The sequence below is a fragment of the [Pseudomonas] carboxydohydrogena genome, from assembly GCF_029030725.1.
GTDB classification, from domain to species: Bacteria; Pseudomonadota; Alphaproteobacteria; order Rhizobiales; family Xanthobacteraceae; genus Afipia; species Afipia carboxydohydrogena.
This window is the reverse complement of record NZ_CP113162.1, coordinates 2,843,699-2,856,947: the sequence shown is the minus strand read 5'-3', so window position 1 is coordinate 2,856,947 and position 13,249 is coordinate 2,843,699. Positions and strand designations below refer to the sequence as shown.

General features: G+C 63.9%; 15 protein-coding genes. 9 read left to right on the top strand and 6 right to left on the bottom strand.

Annotated features, from left to right (window positions below; translation table 11 throughout):
• The first annotated feature begins 170 nt into the window (after window positions 1–170).
• The gene (locus tag AFIC_RS13840) at window positions 171–563 is read left to right on the top strand and encodes a response regulator (protein ID WP_009339892.1); all 393 of its coding nucleotides are present in this window, start codon (window positions 171–173) and stop codon (window positions 561–563) included.
• A gap of 95 nt (window positions 564–658) precedes the next feature.
• On the opposite strand, the gene AFIC_RS13835 is transcribed toward AFIC_RS13840, so the two are convergent.
• The 3 genes from AFIC_RS13835 to aptA form a co-directional block, all read right to left on the bottom strand.
• Window positions 659–1,519, bottom strand: coding sequence for a TIGR01459 family HAD-type hydrolase (locus AFIC_RS13835; protein WP_275248741.1), 861 nt, complete (start codon window positions 1,517–1,519; stop codon window positions 659–661).
• 96 nt (window positions 1,520–1,615) lie between these two features.
• Window positions 1,616–3,049: an EAL domain-containing protein gene (locus AFIC_RS13830; RefSeq protein ID WP_275246801.1), complete on the bottom strand. Its 1,434-nt coding sequence runs from the start codon at window positions 3,047–3,049 to the stop codon at window positions 1,616–1,618.
• A 155-nt stretch (window positions 3,050–3,204) separates the two neighbouring features.
• Window positions 3,205–4,488, bottom strand: a complete 1,284-nt coding sequence (gene aptA, locus AFIC_RS13825; protein ID WP_275248740.1) for an omega-aminotransferase AptA — start codon at window positions 4,486–4,488, stop codon at window positions 3,205–3,207.
• Between the two features lie 243 nt (window positions 4,489–4,731).
• Between aptA and AFIC_RS13820 the strand changes: the two genes are divergently transcribed.
• From AFIC_RS13820 to AFIC_RS13805, 4 genes are read left to right on the top strand one after another with little or no spacing between them, the layout of a single operon-like run.
• Complete coding sequence (locus AFIC_RS13820) at window positions 4,732–5,169, top strand: TadE/TadG family type IV pilus assembly protein (protein WP_275246800.1); 438 nt, start codon at window positions 4,732–4,734, stop codon at window positions 5,167–5,169.
• Window positions 5,169–6,836 carry a TadG family pilus assembly protein gene (locus tag AFIC_RS13815; protein ID WP_275246799.1) on the top strand — a complete coding sequence of 556 codons (1,668 nt, stop codon included), beginning with the start codon at window positions 5,169–5,171 and terminating at the stop codon, window positions 6,834–6,836. Before AFIC_RS13820 ends, AFIC_RS13815 begins: the two co-directional genes overlap by 1 nt.
• Window positions 6,837–6,884: 48 nt before the next feature.
• Complete coding sequence (hisS, locus tag AFIC_RS13810) at window positions 6,885–8,537, top strand: histidine--tRNA ligase (RefSeq protein ID WP_275246798.1); 1,653 nt, start codon at window positions 6,885–6,887, stop codon at window positions 8,535–8,537.
• Between the two features lie 11 nt (window positions 8,538–8,548).
• Window positions 8,549–8,746 (top strand): tautomerase family protein, encoded by a 198-nt coding sequence (locus tag AFIC_RS13805; RefSeq protein ID WP_275246797.1) that lies wholly within the window; start codon window positions 8,549–8,551, stop codon window positions 8,744–8,746.
• 6 nt (window positions 8,747–8,752) lie between these two features.
• On the opposite strand, the gene AFIC_RS13800 is transcribed toward AFIC_RS13805, so the two are convergent.
• Together AFIC_RS13800 and AFIC_RS13795 are read right to left on the bottom strand one after the other, a co-directional pair.
• Window positions 8,753–9,316, bottom strand: coding sequence for a DUF3617 domain-containing protein (locus AFIC_RS13800; protein WP_420833335.1), 564 nt, complete (start codon window positions 9,314–9,316; stop codon window positions 8,753–8,755).
• Between the two features lie 22 nt (window positions 9,317–9,338).
• Window positions 9,339–9,641 (bottom strand): hypothetical protein, encoded by a 303-nt coding sequence (locus tag AFIC_RS13795; RefSeq protein ID WP_275246795.1) that lies wholly within the window; start codon window positions 9,639–9,641, stop codon window positions 9,339–9,341.
• A 162-nt stretch (window positions 9,642–9,803) separates the two neighbouring features.
• On the opposite strand from AFIC_RS13795, the gene AFIC_RS13790 reads away from it, so the two are divergent.
• The 4 genes from AFIC_RS13790 (at window position 9,804) to AFIC_RS13775 (ending at window position 12,367) form a co-directional block, all read left to right on the top strand.
• Entirely contained in the window at window positions 9,804–10,292 is a 489-nt protein-coding gene (locus tag AFIC_RS13790; protein ID WP_275248739.1) for a hypothetical protein, read from the top strand.
• 92 nt (window positions 10,293–10,384) lie between these two features.
• On the top strand, window positions 10,385–11,086 hold the full coding sequence (locus AFIC_RS13785) for a ribonuclease T2 family protein (protein WP_275246794.1): 702 nt from the start codon (window positions 10,385–10,387) through the stop codon (window positions 11,084–11,086).
• Window positions 11,087–11,154: 68 nt separating this feature from the next.
• The gene (locus AFIC_RS13780; RefSeq protein WP_275246793.1) at window positions 11,155–12,018 is read left to right on the top strand and encodes a 23S rRNA (adenine(2030)-N(6))-methyltransferase RlmJ; all 864 of its coding nucleotides are present in this window, start codon (window positions 11,155–11,157) and stop codon (window positions 12,016–12,018) included.
• A 133-nt stretch (window positions 12,019–12,151) separates the two neighbouring features.
• The gene (locus tag AFIC_RS13775) at window positions 12,152–12,367 is read left to right on the top strand and encodes a cold-shock protein (protein ID WP_275246792.1); all 216 of its coding nucleotides are present in this window, start codon (window positions 12,152–12,154) and stop codon (window positions 12,365–12,367) included.
• Between the two features lie 71 nt (window positions 12,368–12,438).
• Here the strand turns inward: AFIC_RS13775 and AFIC_RS13770 are convergent, their stop codons facing one another.
• Window positions 12,439–13,068, bottom strand: a complete 630-nt coding sequence (locus AFIC_RS13770; RefSeq protein ID WP_275246791.1) for an outer membrane protein — start codon at window positions 13,066–13,068, stop codon at window positions 12,439–12,441.
• Window positions 13,069–13,249: the final 181 nt, after the last annotated feature.

Genomic DNA, 13,249 nt, shown 5'->3' with positions numbered 1-13,249 from the left:
ACCGGGTGGGGAGGATGAAGTCAAGGCGATGGAGCGGATTAACGGGCTGTTTAAGCGGGGATGCTAGCAATTCCTCCCAAGGCTGGAATGGGCCGCAAGGTCCGGATCGCGCCACTATAGAATATAGACGAAGCGCGCCCATGGGCTGGGCGTTCGGGAGAAGCTGAGCGATGGCTATGGACTTATCGATGCCGGTGTTGGTGGTGGATGACTACAACACCATGATCCGCATTATCAGAAATCTTTTGAAACAACTCGGTTTTGAGAACATCGACGACGCCAGCGACGGCTCCGCCGCGCTCGCCAAGATGCGCGGCAAGAAGTACGGGCTCGTGATCTCCGACTGGAACATGGAGCCGATGACGGGTTACGACCTTCTCAAGGAAGTGCGTGGCGATCCGAATCTCGCGACCACGCCCTTCATCATGATTACCGCCGAATCCAAGACCGAGAACGTGATCGCGGCGAAGAAAGCGGGCGTGAACAACTACATCGTCAAGCCGTTCAATGCGGCGACGCTCAAGACCAAGATCGACGCGGTGTTCCCCGACAACAACGCTTAAGCATCGATCGGAAGCATTGATCGAACGTCGAAACTGTTTCTGAAATGCCCGGCCCGCGCCGGGCATTTTGCTTTGGGCCTGTTGGCGATCCGCTTTTACCAGCGCAGATCCCGCATCAGCACGAAAGGCGGCCTGGTGCCGCCGAACAGCCGTTGCGCGGCCGCGGCATCGATCTCGTGGGCTTCCGTGAAGTCCGCCGAATGGATGCCGCGCGTCACAAACACGCATGCGATGCCGGCATTGTTCGCTCCCGCGAGATCGGTGCGCACCGAATCCCCGATCGCCAGCATCCGGTTGAGGGGCGTCGGCGCGCCGCGCCGAGCGGCGGCAAGCTCGAATGCCCGGTGGTAGGCGGGAAGATGCGGCTTGCCGTAGAAGGTCACGTCGCCGCCAATCTCGCGATACAATTCGGCGACCGCGCCCGCGCAATAGATGATCTTGTGGCCGCGCTCGACGATGATATCGGGATTGGCGCAGATCATCGGCAGCCTGCGGCTCAGAGCCTTGAGTAGCATCTCGCGATAGTCTTCCGCCGTTTCGGTTTCGTCGTCGAACAGCCCGGTGCAGACGATATAATCGGCGCGCTCCAGCGGCGCGAAACTGACGTCGAGGCCGTCGAAGGTGGGGCCGTCGCGGTCGGGTCCGATCTGGTAGAGCGGCTCGCCGGGCCGTGCGGCGATGTAGTGGCGCGTGAGATCGCCGGAGGTGACGATGTCGTCGTAGCAATCGTCCGGCACGCGCAATTCGCGCAACTGCTCCTGCACGGCCGGCGTCGGGCGCGGCGAATTCGTCAGCATCACCACGATGCCGCCCTGCTTGCGAAATGTCTGCAAGGCTCCGCAGGCGTCGGGAAACGCCGCCACGCCGTTATGGACCACGCCCCAGATGTCGCTGATCAGAACATCGGTGTCGTGAACGAGGTCGCGCAAATGCGGGGTGAAGCGGAGAGGGCTCATCATTCGTGTCCGGGGAAAGATCGGGCGCAATTATATGTGCATGACCAACCCCTGCCACGATGCGGCGAGGAAGGAAAGGTTCTCTGGGATGGATATCTAGCTTTGCGCGATCCGCCGTGCGAGCGCGGCGGTGCCGGACAGGCGCGTCTCGGCTGCTGCGCGGGCCGCGATCGCGGCAGGTTCGGCGGGCGGCGGAAGCGGGGCCTTGGACTGGCGGCTCGCGGCGACCGGAGTGGGCACCGCGGCTTCGGGACGCAGCGGCCGTGGCGCGGAGAACAGAAAGCCCTGTCCGAATCGCACGTCGTAATCGAGCAGGTCCGCCACGGAACGCTCGCCCTCGATCTTCTCCGCGATCAGGTCGATGCCGAACCGCGTGAGCAGACTCGTCAGATCGGCGGTGTGGATGTCGGACGCTGCCGCCTCCTTCTGGTCGAGCAGCAGCGGAGCGGGCACCTTGATGTAGCGCACGCCGCGGTCGGCCAGTTCGCGGCCGTCGATTTTGAGATCGGCGATGTTGTCGATCGAGAACTGGAAGCCGAGCCGCTTCAGCGCGGCGAGATGTTCGATCTCGACGGGGCCGAGGCTGCGGAACGCGCTCTGCTTGAATTCCAGCACCAGTGAAGGCGCGAGCGCGCGGTTGGCTTCGAGAAAGGCGATGCACTCGCCGAAAATGTCGGGGCTTGCGAGTGTCGCGCCGGAGATGTTGCAGAACATGCCGACGTCCTTGGTCCGCACTTGCAGGCGGCGCAGCACCTGAACGCAGCGGAACAGCACGGTGTAGTCGATCTGGCCGATTATGCCGCTCGCTTCGGCGATGTCGATGAACTGGCCCGCGGTGAAGACATGATCCTTCTCGTCGCGCAGGCGGGAAACGGCTTCGTAGAACCGCACCTTGCGCTGGGGCAGCGACACGATCGGTTGCAGATAGAGATCGATGCGATTGGCGTCAGCCGCGCTCTTGATGGCGGCGAGCATGTCCGGAAGATTCGAGATCGCTTCCGCGGCGGCCTGCAATGCGACGGGCACGGGCGGCTCGGCCGCGTGGACCGGCTCGACAGGCTGGGTCTGCGGGGCATCCGTCATCTGGGGCTGCGAAGGATGGTGCGCGGCCGTCAGGCTTGTGGCCGAGGTCAGCAGTTCGTCATGGGTCGCGACCGATCCGGCGAGATGCTTGATCATGACGCCGAGTTCGCCGATCTCGCCCATCACCGCGCGGGCGCGATCTTGCGCGACATTGTCCGCGCTGGCGAGTCTCGATTCGATCAGCGCCATGCGGCGGCCGTACTCGGCGACCTGCCGGGCGAGATCGGCGGTGCCGCGCGACAGGTCCGCGATCTGGCCGCTGGCACCGGTGCCCCTGCGGATGCGCACCGAGATGGCATTGTAGAGGATGAGGCAGACGAGCGCGGCCAGTGCCACGAGGGCGGATTCGCGCATGCTCAGGCCGGTCATCGCATACAGAATCAGGCCGAGCGAAGCCGCGATCAGCACCATGCAGATGGCGATGAAAATCGTCGATACGCGAACCATGCTCCAGCCATCCCCCCGGCGGGGCCGATTCTAGCATCAAGTTCGATTCGCCGGGAAGTTCTGCGGGGCGCTGTCCGGTGTTTCTCCACCGCCGGATGAGCAGCCGGAACGGCCCGCGTCCTGCCGGTTGGCCGGGCGCGGGCAGGGTCGGCCGCTCAGGCGACCGAGCGGATGACGGCGGCGACCTTGTCCATGATCTCGCCGATCTGGGCCTCGCTCATGATCAAGGGCGGCGTCAGGGCAATCGTATCCCCCGCCACGCGGATCATCAGATCATGCTCGTTGAAGCCGTTGGCGAGCGCGGTGAGGCCGCGCAGGCCGCCCTGTCCGTCCCTGGGCGCGAGGTCGATGCCCGCCGTGAGGCCGACCGTGCGGATGTCGATGACGTTCGGTTCCTTGCGCAGCCCCATCACGGCGTCTGCGAACAGCGGTTCCAGCTTGCGGGCGCGCGCGAACAAATCCTCGTCACGGTAGATGTCGAGGGTGGCCAGACCGGCGGCGCAGGCCAGCGGGTGCGCCGAGTAAGTGTAGCCGTGGAACAGTTCGACGATGTGTTCCGGCCCCTTCATGAAGGCGTCGTGGATATCGTTGCGGATCAGCACGCCGCCCATCGGCACCGCGCCGTTGGTGATGCCCTTGGCGAAGGTGATCATGTCGGGCACTACGCCGTAGCGTTCGGCGGCGAAGGCATAACCGAGACGGCCGAAGCCGGTGATGACCTCGTCGAAGATCAACAGAATGCCGTGCTTGTCGCAGATCGTGCGCAGCCGCTGGAGGTATCCCTTCGGCGTGACCAGCACGCCGGTCGAGCCCGCCATCGGCTCGACGATGACGGCGGCGATGGTGTCCTTGCCGTGGAGCGTGACGATGCGTTCAAGCTCGTCGGCGAGGTGGGCTCCCCATTCCGGTTCGCCTTTCGAGAAAGCCTGATGCTCGCGGTCGTAGGTCGTGGGCAGGTGATCGGTGCCGTTCAGCAGCGCGCCGAACAGGCGGCGGTTGTTGACCATGCCGCCGACCGAAATGCCGCCGAAGCCGACGCCGTGATAGCCGCGCTCGCGCCCGATCAGCCGCGTGCGCGCCGCCTCGCCGCGCGTCGCGTGAAAAGCGAGCGCGATCTTGAGCGCGGTATCGACCGCTTCCGATCCCGAGTTGCAGAAGAACACATGGTCGAGCCCTTCGGGGCCGAGCGCCGCGATGCGGTTGGCAAGCTCGAATGCTTGCGGATGACCGAACTGGAACGGCGGTGAGTAGTCCATGGTCGCCGCCTGCCTGGCGATCGCCTGCGTGATCGGCTCGCGGCAATGGCCCGCGTTCGAGCACCACATGCCCGAGGCCGCGTCGATGATCCGCCGTCCGTCCGTCGTGAAGTAGTGCATGTCCTTCGCGCCCGCGAGCATGCGCGGCGCCTGCTTGAAGGCGCGGTTGGCGGTAAACGGCATCCAGTAGGCGGCAAGATCGTTCGGCGACAAGGCGGAGCGGGACTGCTGAATATTCAAGACGGATTTCCTTCCCTCGGGCAGGCGGATGGCCGGGACCCTATCAGGCGGGGACAGTGAGCGGAACGACGGTGGGCGCATCGCTCGGCTCCGGTGTCCTGCGCATTCGCTACGGCATATCGTTACTACCCAAGATAGTATATATCTTTTGCCACCTGTTAAAAGTTGTGTGCGCATCCTGCCGCCATGACAATGGGCCGCCACCGCTTCCGGGATTTTCGCCGCGCGCATGCGGGCGCGTCCGCCGTCGAATTCGCATTGGTGATGCCGGTGTTCATGCTGCTGGTGTTCGGCATCGTGATGTTCGGCGGCTATCTCGCGATGGTTCACGACGTGCAGCAACTCGCCGCCGAAGCCGCGCGCACCTCGGTCGCGGGCCTCAACGAGACCGAGCGCAAGTCGCTGGCCACGAACTATGTCACGCAGAACGCCGCGAGCTATCCGCTGATCGCGCCCGCGCATCTGTCGGTGAACGCGGCGACCTCCGGCGCCGATCCCAATGTGTTCATCGTTACCGTCAACTACGACGCCTCCAGCACGTTCATCTATTCGCTGCCGTCCTTCGTGCCCGCGCCGCCGCCGGTCATCGTGCGCTCGGCTGCCATTCCGCGCGGAGGCTATTGATGAAGCGCCCTGGAAAATCCGCGCGCCATCTTGGCCGCAGATTCATTTCCGACGAACGCGGCAACATCGCCTTCATCGCCGCCGCCTGCATGCTGCTGGTGACCGGCTGTGCCGCGCTCGGCATCGATATCGGCTCGGTCTTCACCGACAAGCGCCGCGCGCAAGGCGCGGCCGACCTCGCCGCCATCGTGGCGGCGAGCGACATCACCCGTGCCCCTCGCGCTGCTGCGGCCACCGTGGCCAGGAATAACTTTCCGCCGGACTCGCTCGTGGCTGTCGAGACCGGCGTCTACAAGGCGGACACGTCGATCGTGCCGCAGCAGCGCTTCACCGCCGGAGCCGCGCCCGCCAACGCCGTGCGCGTCACCATGCAGACCAGGACGCCGCTGTTCTTCGGCAAGGTGCTGACCGGCGATCCGACCGTGAACCTGCGCGTCACATCGGTTGCCACAACCACGCAGCTTGCGACCTTCGCGATCGGCTCGCGGCTCGCCTCGCTGAACGGCGGGCTGCTCAACCAGTTGCTGGGCCAGATGCTCGGCACCTCGCTGTCGCTCTCGGCGATGGATTATCAGGCGCTGGCGGATGCCAAGGTCAATCTGTTCGATTTCATGTCGGCGCTGGCGACGCGCGCGAACCTGACCGGCGTGAGTTACGACTCGCTCCTGCAATCCAATCTGAAGGTGACGGACATCATCGCAGCGCTGCAATCGAGCGGCGTCACCGGCACCGCGAGCAGCGCGCTGTCGAATGTCGGGTCCTCGCTGTCGGGCATCACCACCAAGGTGACGCTGGGCGACCTGATCGATGCGGGTCCTTACGCCGACATGACGGTGGGCCAGCAGCCGAAAGTGGGTGTCGATCTCGCCGCGCTCGATCTACTCTCGGCGACCGCGCAACTCGCCAACGGTACCCACCAGATCGCGGTCAACCTCAATCTCGGCCTGCCGGGTATCGCCGCCGTCTCGCTTCAGGTCACCGTCGGCGAAAGACCTGTGGGCTCGAGCTGGATCACCATCGGGCAGGCGGGGGCGAGCGTGCACACCGCGCAGACCCGCATCCTTGCCACGGTCCAGTTGCTCGGCGGCGGCTCCGTCGCGGCGGTGAACCTGCCGGTCTATGTCGAGGTCGCGGCGGGCACCGCGACGCTCAACAGCGTGAGCTGCGGCTATCCCGATATTTCATCCTCGACGGCGCAACTCGGCGTCTCGCCCGGCATCGTCGATGCCTGGATTGGCGGCGTGTCGAATGCGGACATGAACAATTTCACCAGCAAGCCGAACCCGCCCGCCGCGACACTCGTCGATCTCGGCGCGATCAAGGTCACGGGCCGCGCCCATGCGACGATGGCGAATACGTCGCCGACCAATGTGAATTTCAGCTATGCCGACATTCAGGCGCAGACCCGCAAGACCGTGAACACCACCTCGTTCACCTCGTCGCTGACGGGGAGCCTGCTGGGCGACCTGACGCTCGCTATTCAGGTGGGGCCTTTGGCGCTGCCGATTCCGGGACTCGGGCCGCAGGTGACGTCGATCATTTCGGGTGCGACCGGCTCGATCGATACGCTTCTCAACACGGTGTTGCAGACGCTGGGCGTGGGGCTGGGGCAGGCCGATGTCTGGGTCGCGGGCATCCGCTGCGACGGCGCGGTGCTGGTGAACTGACCATCTTCGGCGCTTGCGGGGCGTTTTGGCGGCTGGTACCAACCGCCCATGTCCGACAAAAAACCCAAAAAGCCGCAAAAACTCCGCGCCCGCCTGCCGCGCGGGCTCGTTGACCGCACGCCGTCCGAGATCGCCGCGACCCGCGCGATGGTGGAGACAATCCGCGCCGTCTACGAGCGCTACGGCTTCGAGCCGGTCGAGACGCCTGCGATGGAATACACCGACGCGCTCGGCAAATTCCTGCCCGATCAGGACCGGCCGAACGAGGGCGTGTTCTCGTTTCAGGATGACGACGAGCAGTGGATTTCGCTGCGCTACGATCTGACCGCGCCGCTCGCGCGCTACGTGGCGGAGAATTTCGACACGCTGCCGAAGCCCTATCGCAGCTACCGTAACGGCTACGTCTATCGCAACGAGAAGCCGGGTCCGGGCCGCTTCCGCCAGTTCATGCAGTTCGACGCCGACACGGTGGGAAGCGCTTCGCCCGCCGCCGACGCCGAGATGTGCATGATGGCCGCCGACACGATGGAGGCGCTGGGCATTCCGCGCGGCTCCTATGTGGTGAAGGTCAACAACCGCAAGGTGCTCGATGGCGTGATGGAAAGCATCGGCCTCGGCGGTGACGAGAATGCGGGCCGCAGGCTCACGGTGCTGAGGGCGATTGATAAACTGGATAAGTTTCCGGTCGATGAGATTAAGAAGCTACTTGGTTCTGGCCGCTGGGATGGGGGTGAAGAAGGCAAGGGCGATTTCACCAAAGGCGCTGGGCTTGATTCCGAACAGACGGAAAAAATCGTTGTTTTTGCTTTGCTTCAGTCGGGCAATGTGACTGAGCTTCAGGATGTGACGAACCTGTCGTCGGAAAAGCGATCTACTGTTGGAAAAGTTCTCACGTTTTCGAGCGATGATGGCGACAAGTCGTATTTCGTGGAGAGCAATAAAGGTGTCATTGACGGAATGATGACCCACTTTGGTTCTACGCAGACAGCCAAAGACGGGATTGAGGAGTTGCGGCAAATCGCAACTCTTGCAGAGTCTTCCGGATATACACGAGACCGCATCCGCATCGACCCTTCCGTTGTGCGCGGCCTCGAATATTACACCGGCCCTGTCTATGAAGTTGAATTGCTGCTGGAGACGAAAGACGAGAAGGGTCGTCCGGTGCGGTTCGGCTCTGTCGGCGGCGGCGGGCGATACGATGGGTTGGTCTCGCGCTTCCGTGGCGAGCCGGTGCCCGCGACGGGATTTTCCATCGGCGTCTCGCGCTTGCAGGCAGCCCTCGACTACATCCATCGGGATGCGCCAAAGAAAATCGACTTCGGGCCAGTGGTGGTCCTTGTGATGGATCGCAACGAGATCGCGCAATACCAGAAGTTTGTCACGACGCTGCGCAACGCCGGAATCCGCGCCGAGATGTATCTCGGCAATCCGAAAAACAATCTCGGCGTGCAGTTCAAATATGCCGACCGCCGTAATTCGCCATGTGTTGTCATTCAAGGCGAAAGCGAAAGAAACAATCCACGCGGAGAACCCGTAGTTGTAATTAAGGATATGATTCTTGGTGCGGAAATTGCGACCGCGACAAGCGACCGCGATGCACATTTGCAAAAACAAATGGAGGCGCAAGTCGCGGTCAAGGAAAGCGAACTCGTCGAAGGCGTGCGCAAGGTGCTGGCGCGCCACAATGTGAGTTGGCAGTAGGGAGCCGCACGATGCCCGAGATCACCATCAACATGGCCGCAGGCCGCACCGACGAGCAGAAGAAGGGCATGATGATCGACATCACCGCCGCGCTGGTGAAGAATCTCGGCGTCGAGCCCGATGCGGTGATTATCCAGATCAACGAGGCGCCGCTTCAGCACAAGATGAAGGGCGGCAAGACCTATCTGGAACGCCAGAGGAAGGCGTAGCTGATCTCAGTGCGGATGAGGTAAAGGCGCGCGCTGCGGGATCATCGCGCGCAGGGCCTTCATGTCGTTGACGTTCATCTTGATGCCGCCGGGCATGATGATGTCGCCGGCTTTCTGCCCGTCCTTGCAGGGGCCGGCCCATGTGGCGTTCATGGTCATGTCGCCGGCCTGCGCGACGCCGGGCGGGCCATCGCTCCGGCTGGTGGAGACCTTCACGGTGTAGGCGGAATTGAAGTCGCCGCTGATCTCGGTGTGCGAGGTCGAGGCGATGCCGTGGAAGTTGCAGGTGGCGTCGATGCTGTAGCCGGTCGCCGTCTTCTGCATGTCCTGCTGCGAGCACATTTCCTTCGCCATCGGGCTGAAGGTCGTGCGCATGTCGGCGTCGGTGCTGGCGTCCGTGCACTGCTGGATCGTCTGCTGCGGCATCCGCGCGTCGGCGGACACCATCTTGATCTCCCACAGGCCCGGCTTGCGGTTGGGGAGATCGTCAAGCGAGGCTGCGTTGGCCGCCATTATGCAGCCGCATGTGGCGGCCAGAGCGGCGGTTCGGAGGATCAAACGCGGTGTCATGGCCGATCCCCTGATCCGAAAATCAGTACGCCGCGTGCAGCGGCCGCTGGGCGCTGCCGGGCGGCACCCAGACGCAGGCGAAGGAGATGTAGCCACCGTACTGCGCATCGACGCCGGTGAGTTTCACCGTCTTGCCGTAACGCGCGCAATGATCGACAGCCATCGCCTTGATGTCCGCGCCTTGCTGATAGAGCGCGTAGGCAATGATGCCGCCGGTGTCGTTGCCCTTGAACGGCGGAACCCAGTCGGCCTGCGCCGGTGTGCTCACCGCGATACCGCAGGCGATCGCCGCTGCCGCCATCATCCAACGTCCGTTCATGCGCATCGGTAGCTCCTTCGATTTGCGGTGACTCTAGCCTCGCCGCATTGGCTTTGAAAGCGCTCGCGGGCTGTTGATGGGGCGTTGTCCGAAGGTGTTGCCGCGCTGCACTTGACCGGGGTCGGGCTTCGCGGCACCGTCCGGCAACTCATCATGGGCTCTCGTCACATGCGCATTGCTTTTTCGTCGCCGCGGATCGCGGTTCTCGCCATGCTGGTCGCGGCCTTCGGCGCGATCTCCGTGCCCGGCAGCGCCCGCGCGGCCAACCCGCTGGAACTGAATTTCTGGCTCTCCGGCCCGCGCTATGACGGCCAGATGGGCCAATGCTGGCAGGCTCTCCATGCGATCTCGGGCCAGTTCGCGCAAAAGGAATCGACCTACTGGAATTCGGACTTGCGCATCACCGGCTTTGCCGATGTGCGCGAGGTGGCGTTCCGCCCGTGGGAAAGCCCCAACGGTGCCTACAACGCGATTCCCCGCCGCTTCTGCACCGCGAGCGCGATGATCAGCGATGGCCATCCGCGCCTCGTCCGCTACTCCATCATCGAGGATGGCGGCTTTGCGGGGACGGGCCTCAGTTCCGGCGTCGAATGGTGCGTGGTCGGGCTCGACCGCAACTGGGCCTACGGCCGCAATTGCCGCGCGGCGATGCCGTAATGCAGGCCGATGCGGCCTGCTGCAATTTGTTCTTGTAATGTTCCAGAGGTCTCGTTACGCTTTTTGAAGGCGTAAGGGGTGAGGGCGTATTCATGATCAGATTTTGGAGAGGTTTGCGCCGGGGGCTGGCTTCGCTCGCTCTCGTCTCGGGCGCGCTGCTGCTGGCAAGCGCGAACGCATCCGCGCAGGATCATCGTCAGAACGCGCCGGGCGCTTTCGATTTCTACGTGCTGTCGCTGTCGTGGTCGCCGTCGTTCTGCGAGGCCGCGCGCGAGCGCGGCAGCAACGGGCGCGGCACGCAGGCCCAGTGCGGTGGCCGTCCCTACTCGTTCGTGGTGCATGGGCTGTGGCCGCAATACGAGCGCGGCTATCCCGAATATTGCCAGCGGCCCGCGCCGCGCCTCGACCGCAACGTGATGCGCTCGATGCTCGATCTGATGCCCGCGCCGGGGTTGATCTACAACGAGTGGGACAAGCACGGCACCTGCGCGGGGCTTGGCGCGCGCGCCTATTTCGAGACCATCCGCAAGGCTCGCGCCGCGGTGAAGATTCCGGAAGAGTATCTCGATCTCGCCGCGCCCAAGACGGTGTCTCCGAACGAGGTGGAGGAAGCCTTCATCAAGGCCAATCCGGGGCTGAGCGCCTCCGCCATCGCCGTGCGCTGCGACAGCCGCAGGCTCGGCGAAGTGCGGATCTGCATGAACAAGGATTTGCAGTTCCGCGCCTGCGAGCAGGTCGACCGCAGCGCCTGCCGTCGCAACCAGATCGTGATGCCGCCGATGCGCGGCGGCTAAAAGCTGTTTCGCGAAGCCCGCGCTGCGAAGGCTTTGCGCAAACCGCCGCCATGTCGTAAGCCGCGCCGATGAATTATCGCCACGCCTTCCACGCCGGCAATTTCGCGGATGTCATCAAGCACATCGTGCTGACGCGAATCCTGACCTATCTGCACCAGAAGCAGGCGGCGTTTCGCGTCATCGACACTCATGCGGGCGCGGGCCGTTACGACCTCACCGGCGACGAGGCCCAGCGCAGCGGCGAGTGGCGGTTCGGCGTCGCGCGGATTTTGCAGGCGCGGTTTTCGGACGAGGCGCGGGCACTGGTCGCGCCCTATCTCGATATCGTCCGCGCCTTCAATCCGCCGCGTGAGCTTGTCGCCTATCCCGGCTCGCCCCTGATCGCGCGGGCGCTGCTGCGGCCGCAGGACCGGCTGGTGGCGTGCGAGATTCAGGACGCCGCCCGCAAGGAGTTGATCCGCAATCTTTCGCGCGATCCGCAGGCCCGCGTGGTCGATCTCGACGGCTGGACCGCGCTCACCGCCTACGTGCCGCCGAACGAGCGGCGCGGGCTGGTGCTGATCGATCCGCCGTTCGAGGACAAGGACGAGTTCTCCCGCCTCGCGGAGAAATTCGCCGCGGCCCATGCGAAATGGCCGACCGGGATCTACATGCTCTGGTATCCCGCCAAGGACCGGCGCGGCCCGGACCGGCTCGCGCGGGAGATTGCCTCCGTCGCCGCTGCGCGCAAGGGCGACGGCGAGAACTGCCTGCGCGTCGAATTCAGCGTCGCGCCGCAGACGGCCGACAGCGGGCTAGTCTCGACCGGGCTTTTGATCGTCAATCCGCCCTGGACGCTCGCCTCCGAACTCAAGACCATCCTGCCCGAACTGGAGAAGCCGCTCGGCCTCGGCGGGGCCGGCCGCTATCGCATCGAGGCGGTTCGTCCCTGAGGGCTGGAGGGCGTGGCATTTTTGAGCAGGCCCCCACATAAGCAATAGTCAAGTCTGCGCCGCAGTGATTAGCTGATTGCCGGGGGCTGGCGTGGGGACGCCGGTTAAAGCTATGCGGGGGAGGGCATTCCCAATGGCAATGACGGGGACCGTGAAGTTCTTCAATGCGGAGCGGGGCTACGGGTTCATCAAGCCCGATGACGGTGGGCGGGATGTCTTTGTTCACATCACCGCTGTCGAGAAAGCGGGACTGAAAAACCTGACCGAAGGGCAGCGCATCACCTTCGAGGTCGAGCCCGACAAGAAGGGCAAGGGTCCCAAGGCGGTCGACCTTGTGGTCTCGCCCTAAGTCTTTCGCGCCATGAAAAATCCCGGGCGCAAGGCCCGGGATTGAAAAGCGCGAAGCTGTGCCTGCTGCGATCAGAAGTGATAGTTCACGCCGACACGCACGGTCGAGAAATTGTAGCCGTTCGGCAGCCCCGTAATGAGGAAATTGCTGCTGTCGAGATCGACGTACATGTACTCGGCCTTGAGCGACCAGTTGTTGGTGAGCGCGAATTCGGCGCCGCCGCCCACGGTCCAGCCCGCGGTGGTGTGGGTTTCGCTGAGGCCCGGCATGGTGCCCTTCAACTGGCCGAAGGCCAGACCGCCGGTGCCGTAGACCATGAAGTTCGGGTTGACGGCGTAGCCGACGCGGCCGCGAATGGTGCCGTACCAGGGGTTGGAGAATTTCCAGGCCGCGAACCTGTCGTCCGCGCCGGTGGCCTGAAGATCAGCCTCGAGGCCGAACACCCAGGGAGTGCCGAACTGCCAGTTGTAGCCACCCTGGATACCGCCGCTGAAACCGGAAGGGCTGGTCCCGCTGTTGGAGACGTCGCCGAAATTGTAGCCGAGGTTAGCGCCGAGATAGGGGCCGGCCCAGCTATAGCCGTTCAGCGGCTGGTTGACGGTGTAGGGCTGCGCCTGACGGCGATAGCTGAGATCGGCGGCCTGGGCGCTCGCGGTGCTGCTCAGGGCCAGGATCGCTACTCCGAGGGCTTTCTTCAACATCTCAAATACTCCCGACGCATACGCAACTGACTTTTCGACCGTGCCTCCAGGGCGGCGGTCACGGGCCATCGTGGTTACGAAAGCCCGTCCTTTCTGCGTAAAATTTATCGAGAGTTTTACGTTAAACACTTCTTAACGCGGGGTTTTCGAGGTGGATCGTTGTTAAGAGAATCTTACCGGC

What these genes read in the sequence shown, in the direction of transcription:
- AFIC_RS13770 (WP_275246791.1), bottom strand. Translation starts at nt 13,068, where the DNA reads ATGTTGAAGAAAGCCCTCGGAGTAGCGATCCTGGCCCTGAGCAGCACC.
- AFIC_RS13785 (WP_275246794.1), top strand. Translation starts at nt 10,385, where the DNA reads ATGATCAGATTTTGGAGAGGTTTGCGCCGGGGGCTGGCTTCGCTCGCT.
- AFIC_RS13840 (WP_009339892.1), top strand. Translation starts at nt 171, where the DNA reads ATGGCTATGGACTTATCGATGCCGGTGTTGGTGGTGGATGACTACAAC.
- AFIC_RS13815 (WP_275246799.1), top strand. Translation starts at nt 5,169, where the DNA reads ATGAAGCGCCCTGGAAAATCCGCGCGCCATCTTGGCCGCAGATTCATT.
- AFIC_RS13780 (WP_275246793.1), top strand. Translation starts at nt 11,155, where the DNA reads ATGAATTATCGCCACGCCTTCCACGCCGGCAATTTCGCGGATGTCATC.
- AFIC_RS13820 (WP_275246800.1), top strand. Translation starts at nt 4,732, where the DNA reads ATGACAATGGGCCGCCACCGCTTCCGGGATTTTCGCCGCGCGCATGCG.
- AFIC_RS13775 (WP_275246792.1), top strand. Translation starts at nt 12,152, where the DNA reads ATGGCAATGACGGGGACCGTGAAGTTCTTCAATGCGGAGCGGGGCTAC.
- AFIC_RS13830 (WP_275246801.1), bottom strand. Translation starts at nt 3,049, where the DNA reads ATGGTTCGCGTATCGACGATTTTCATCGCCATCTGCATGGTGCTGATC.
- hisS (WP_275246798.1), top strand. Translation starts at nt 6,885, where the DNA reads ATGTCCGACAAAAAACCCAAAAAGCCGCAAAAACTCCGCGCCCGCCTG.
- AFIC_RS13805 (WP_275246797.1), top strand. Translation starts at nt 8,549, where the DNA reads ATGCCCGAGATCACCATCAACATGGCCGCAGGCCGCACCGACGAGCAG.
- AFIC_RS13790 (WP_275248739.1), top strand. Translation starts at nt 9,804, where the DNA reads ATGCGCATTGCTTTTTCGTCGCCGCGGATCGCGGTTCTCGCCATGCTG.
- aptA (WP_275248740.1), bottom strand. Translation starts at nt 4,488, where the DNA reads ATGCCGTTTACCGCCAACCGCGCCTTCAAGCAGGCGCCGCGCATGCTC.
- AFIC_RS13835 (WP_275248741.1), bottom strand. Translation starts at nt 1,519, where the DNA reads ATGAGCCCTCTCCGCTTCACCCCGCATTTGCGCGACCTCGTTCACGAC.
- AFIC_RS13795 (WP_275246795.1), bottom strand. Translation starts at nt 9,641, where the DNA reads ATGCGCATGAACGGACGTTGGATGATGGCGGCAGCGGCGATCGCCTGC.
- AFIC_RS13800 (WP_420833335.1), bottom strand. Translation starts at nt 9,316, where the DNA reads ATGACACCGCGTTTGATCCTCCGAACCGCCGCTCTGGCCGCCACATGC.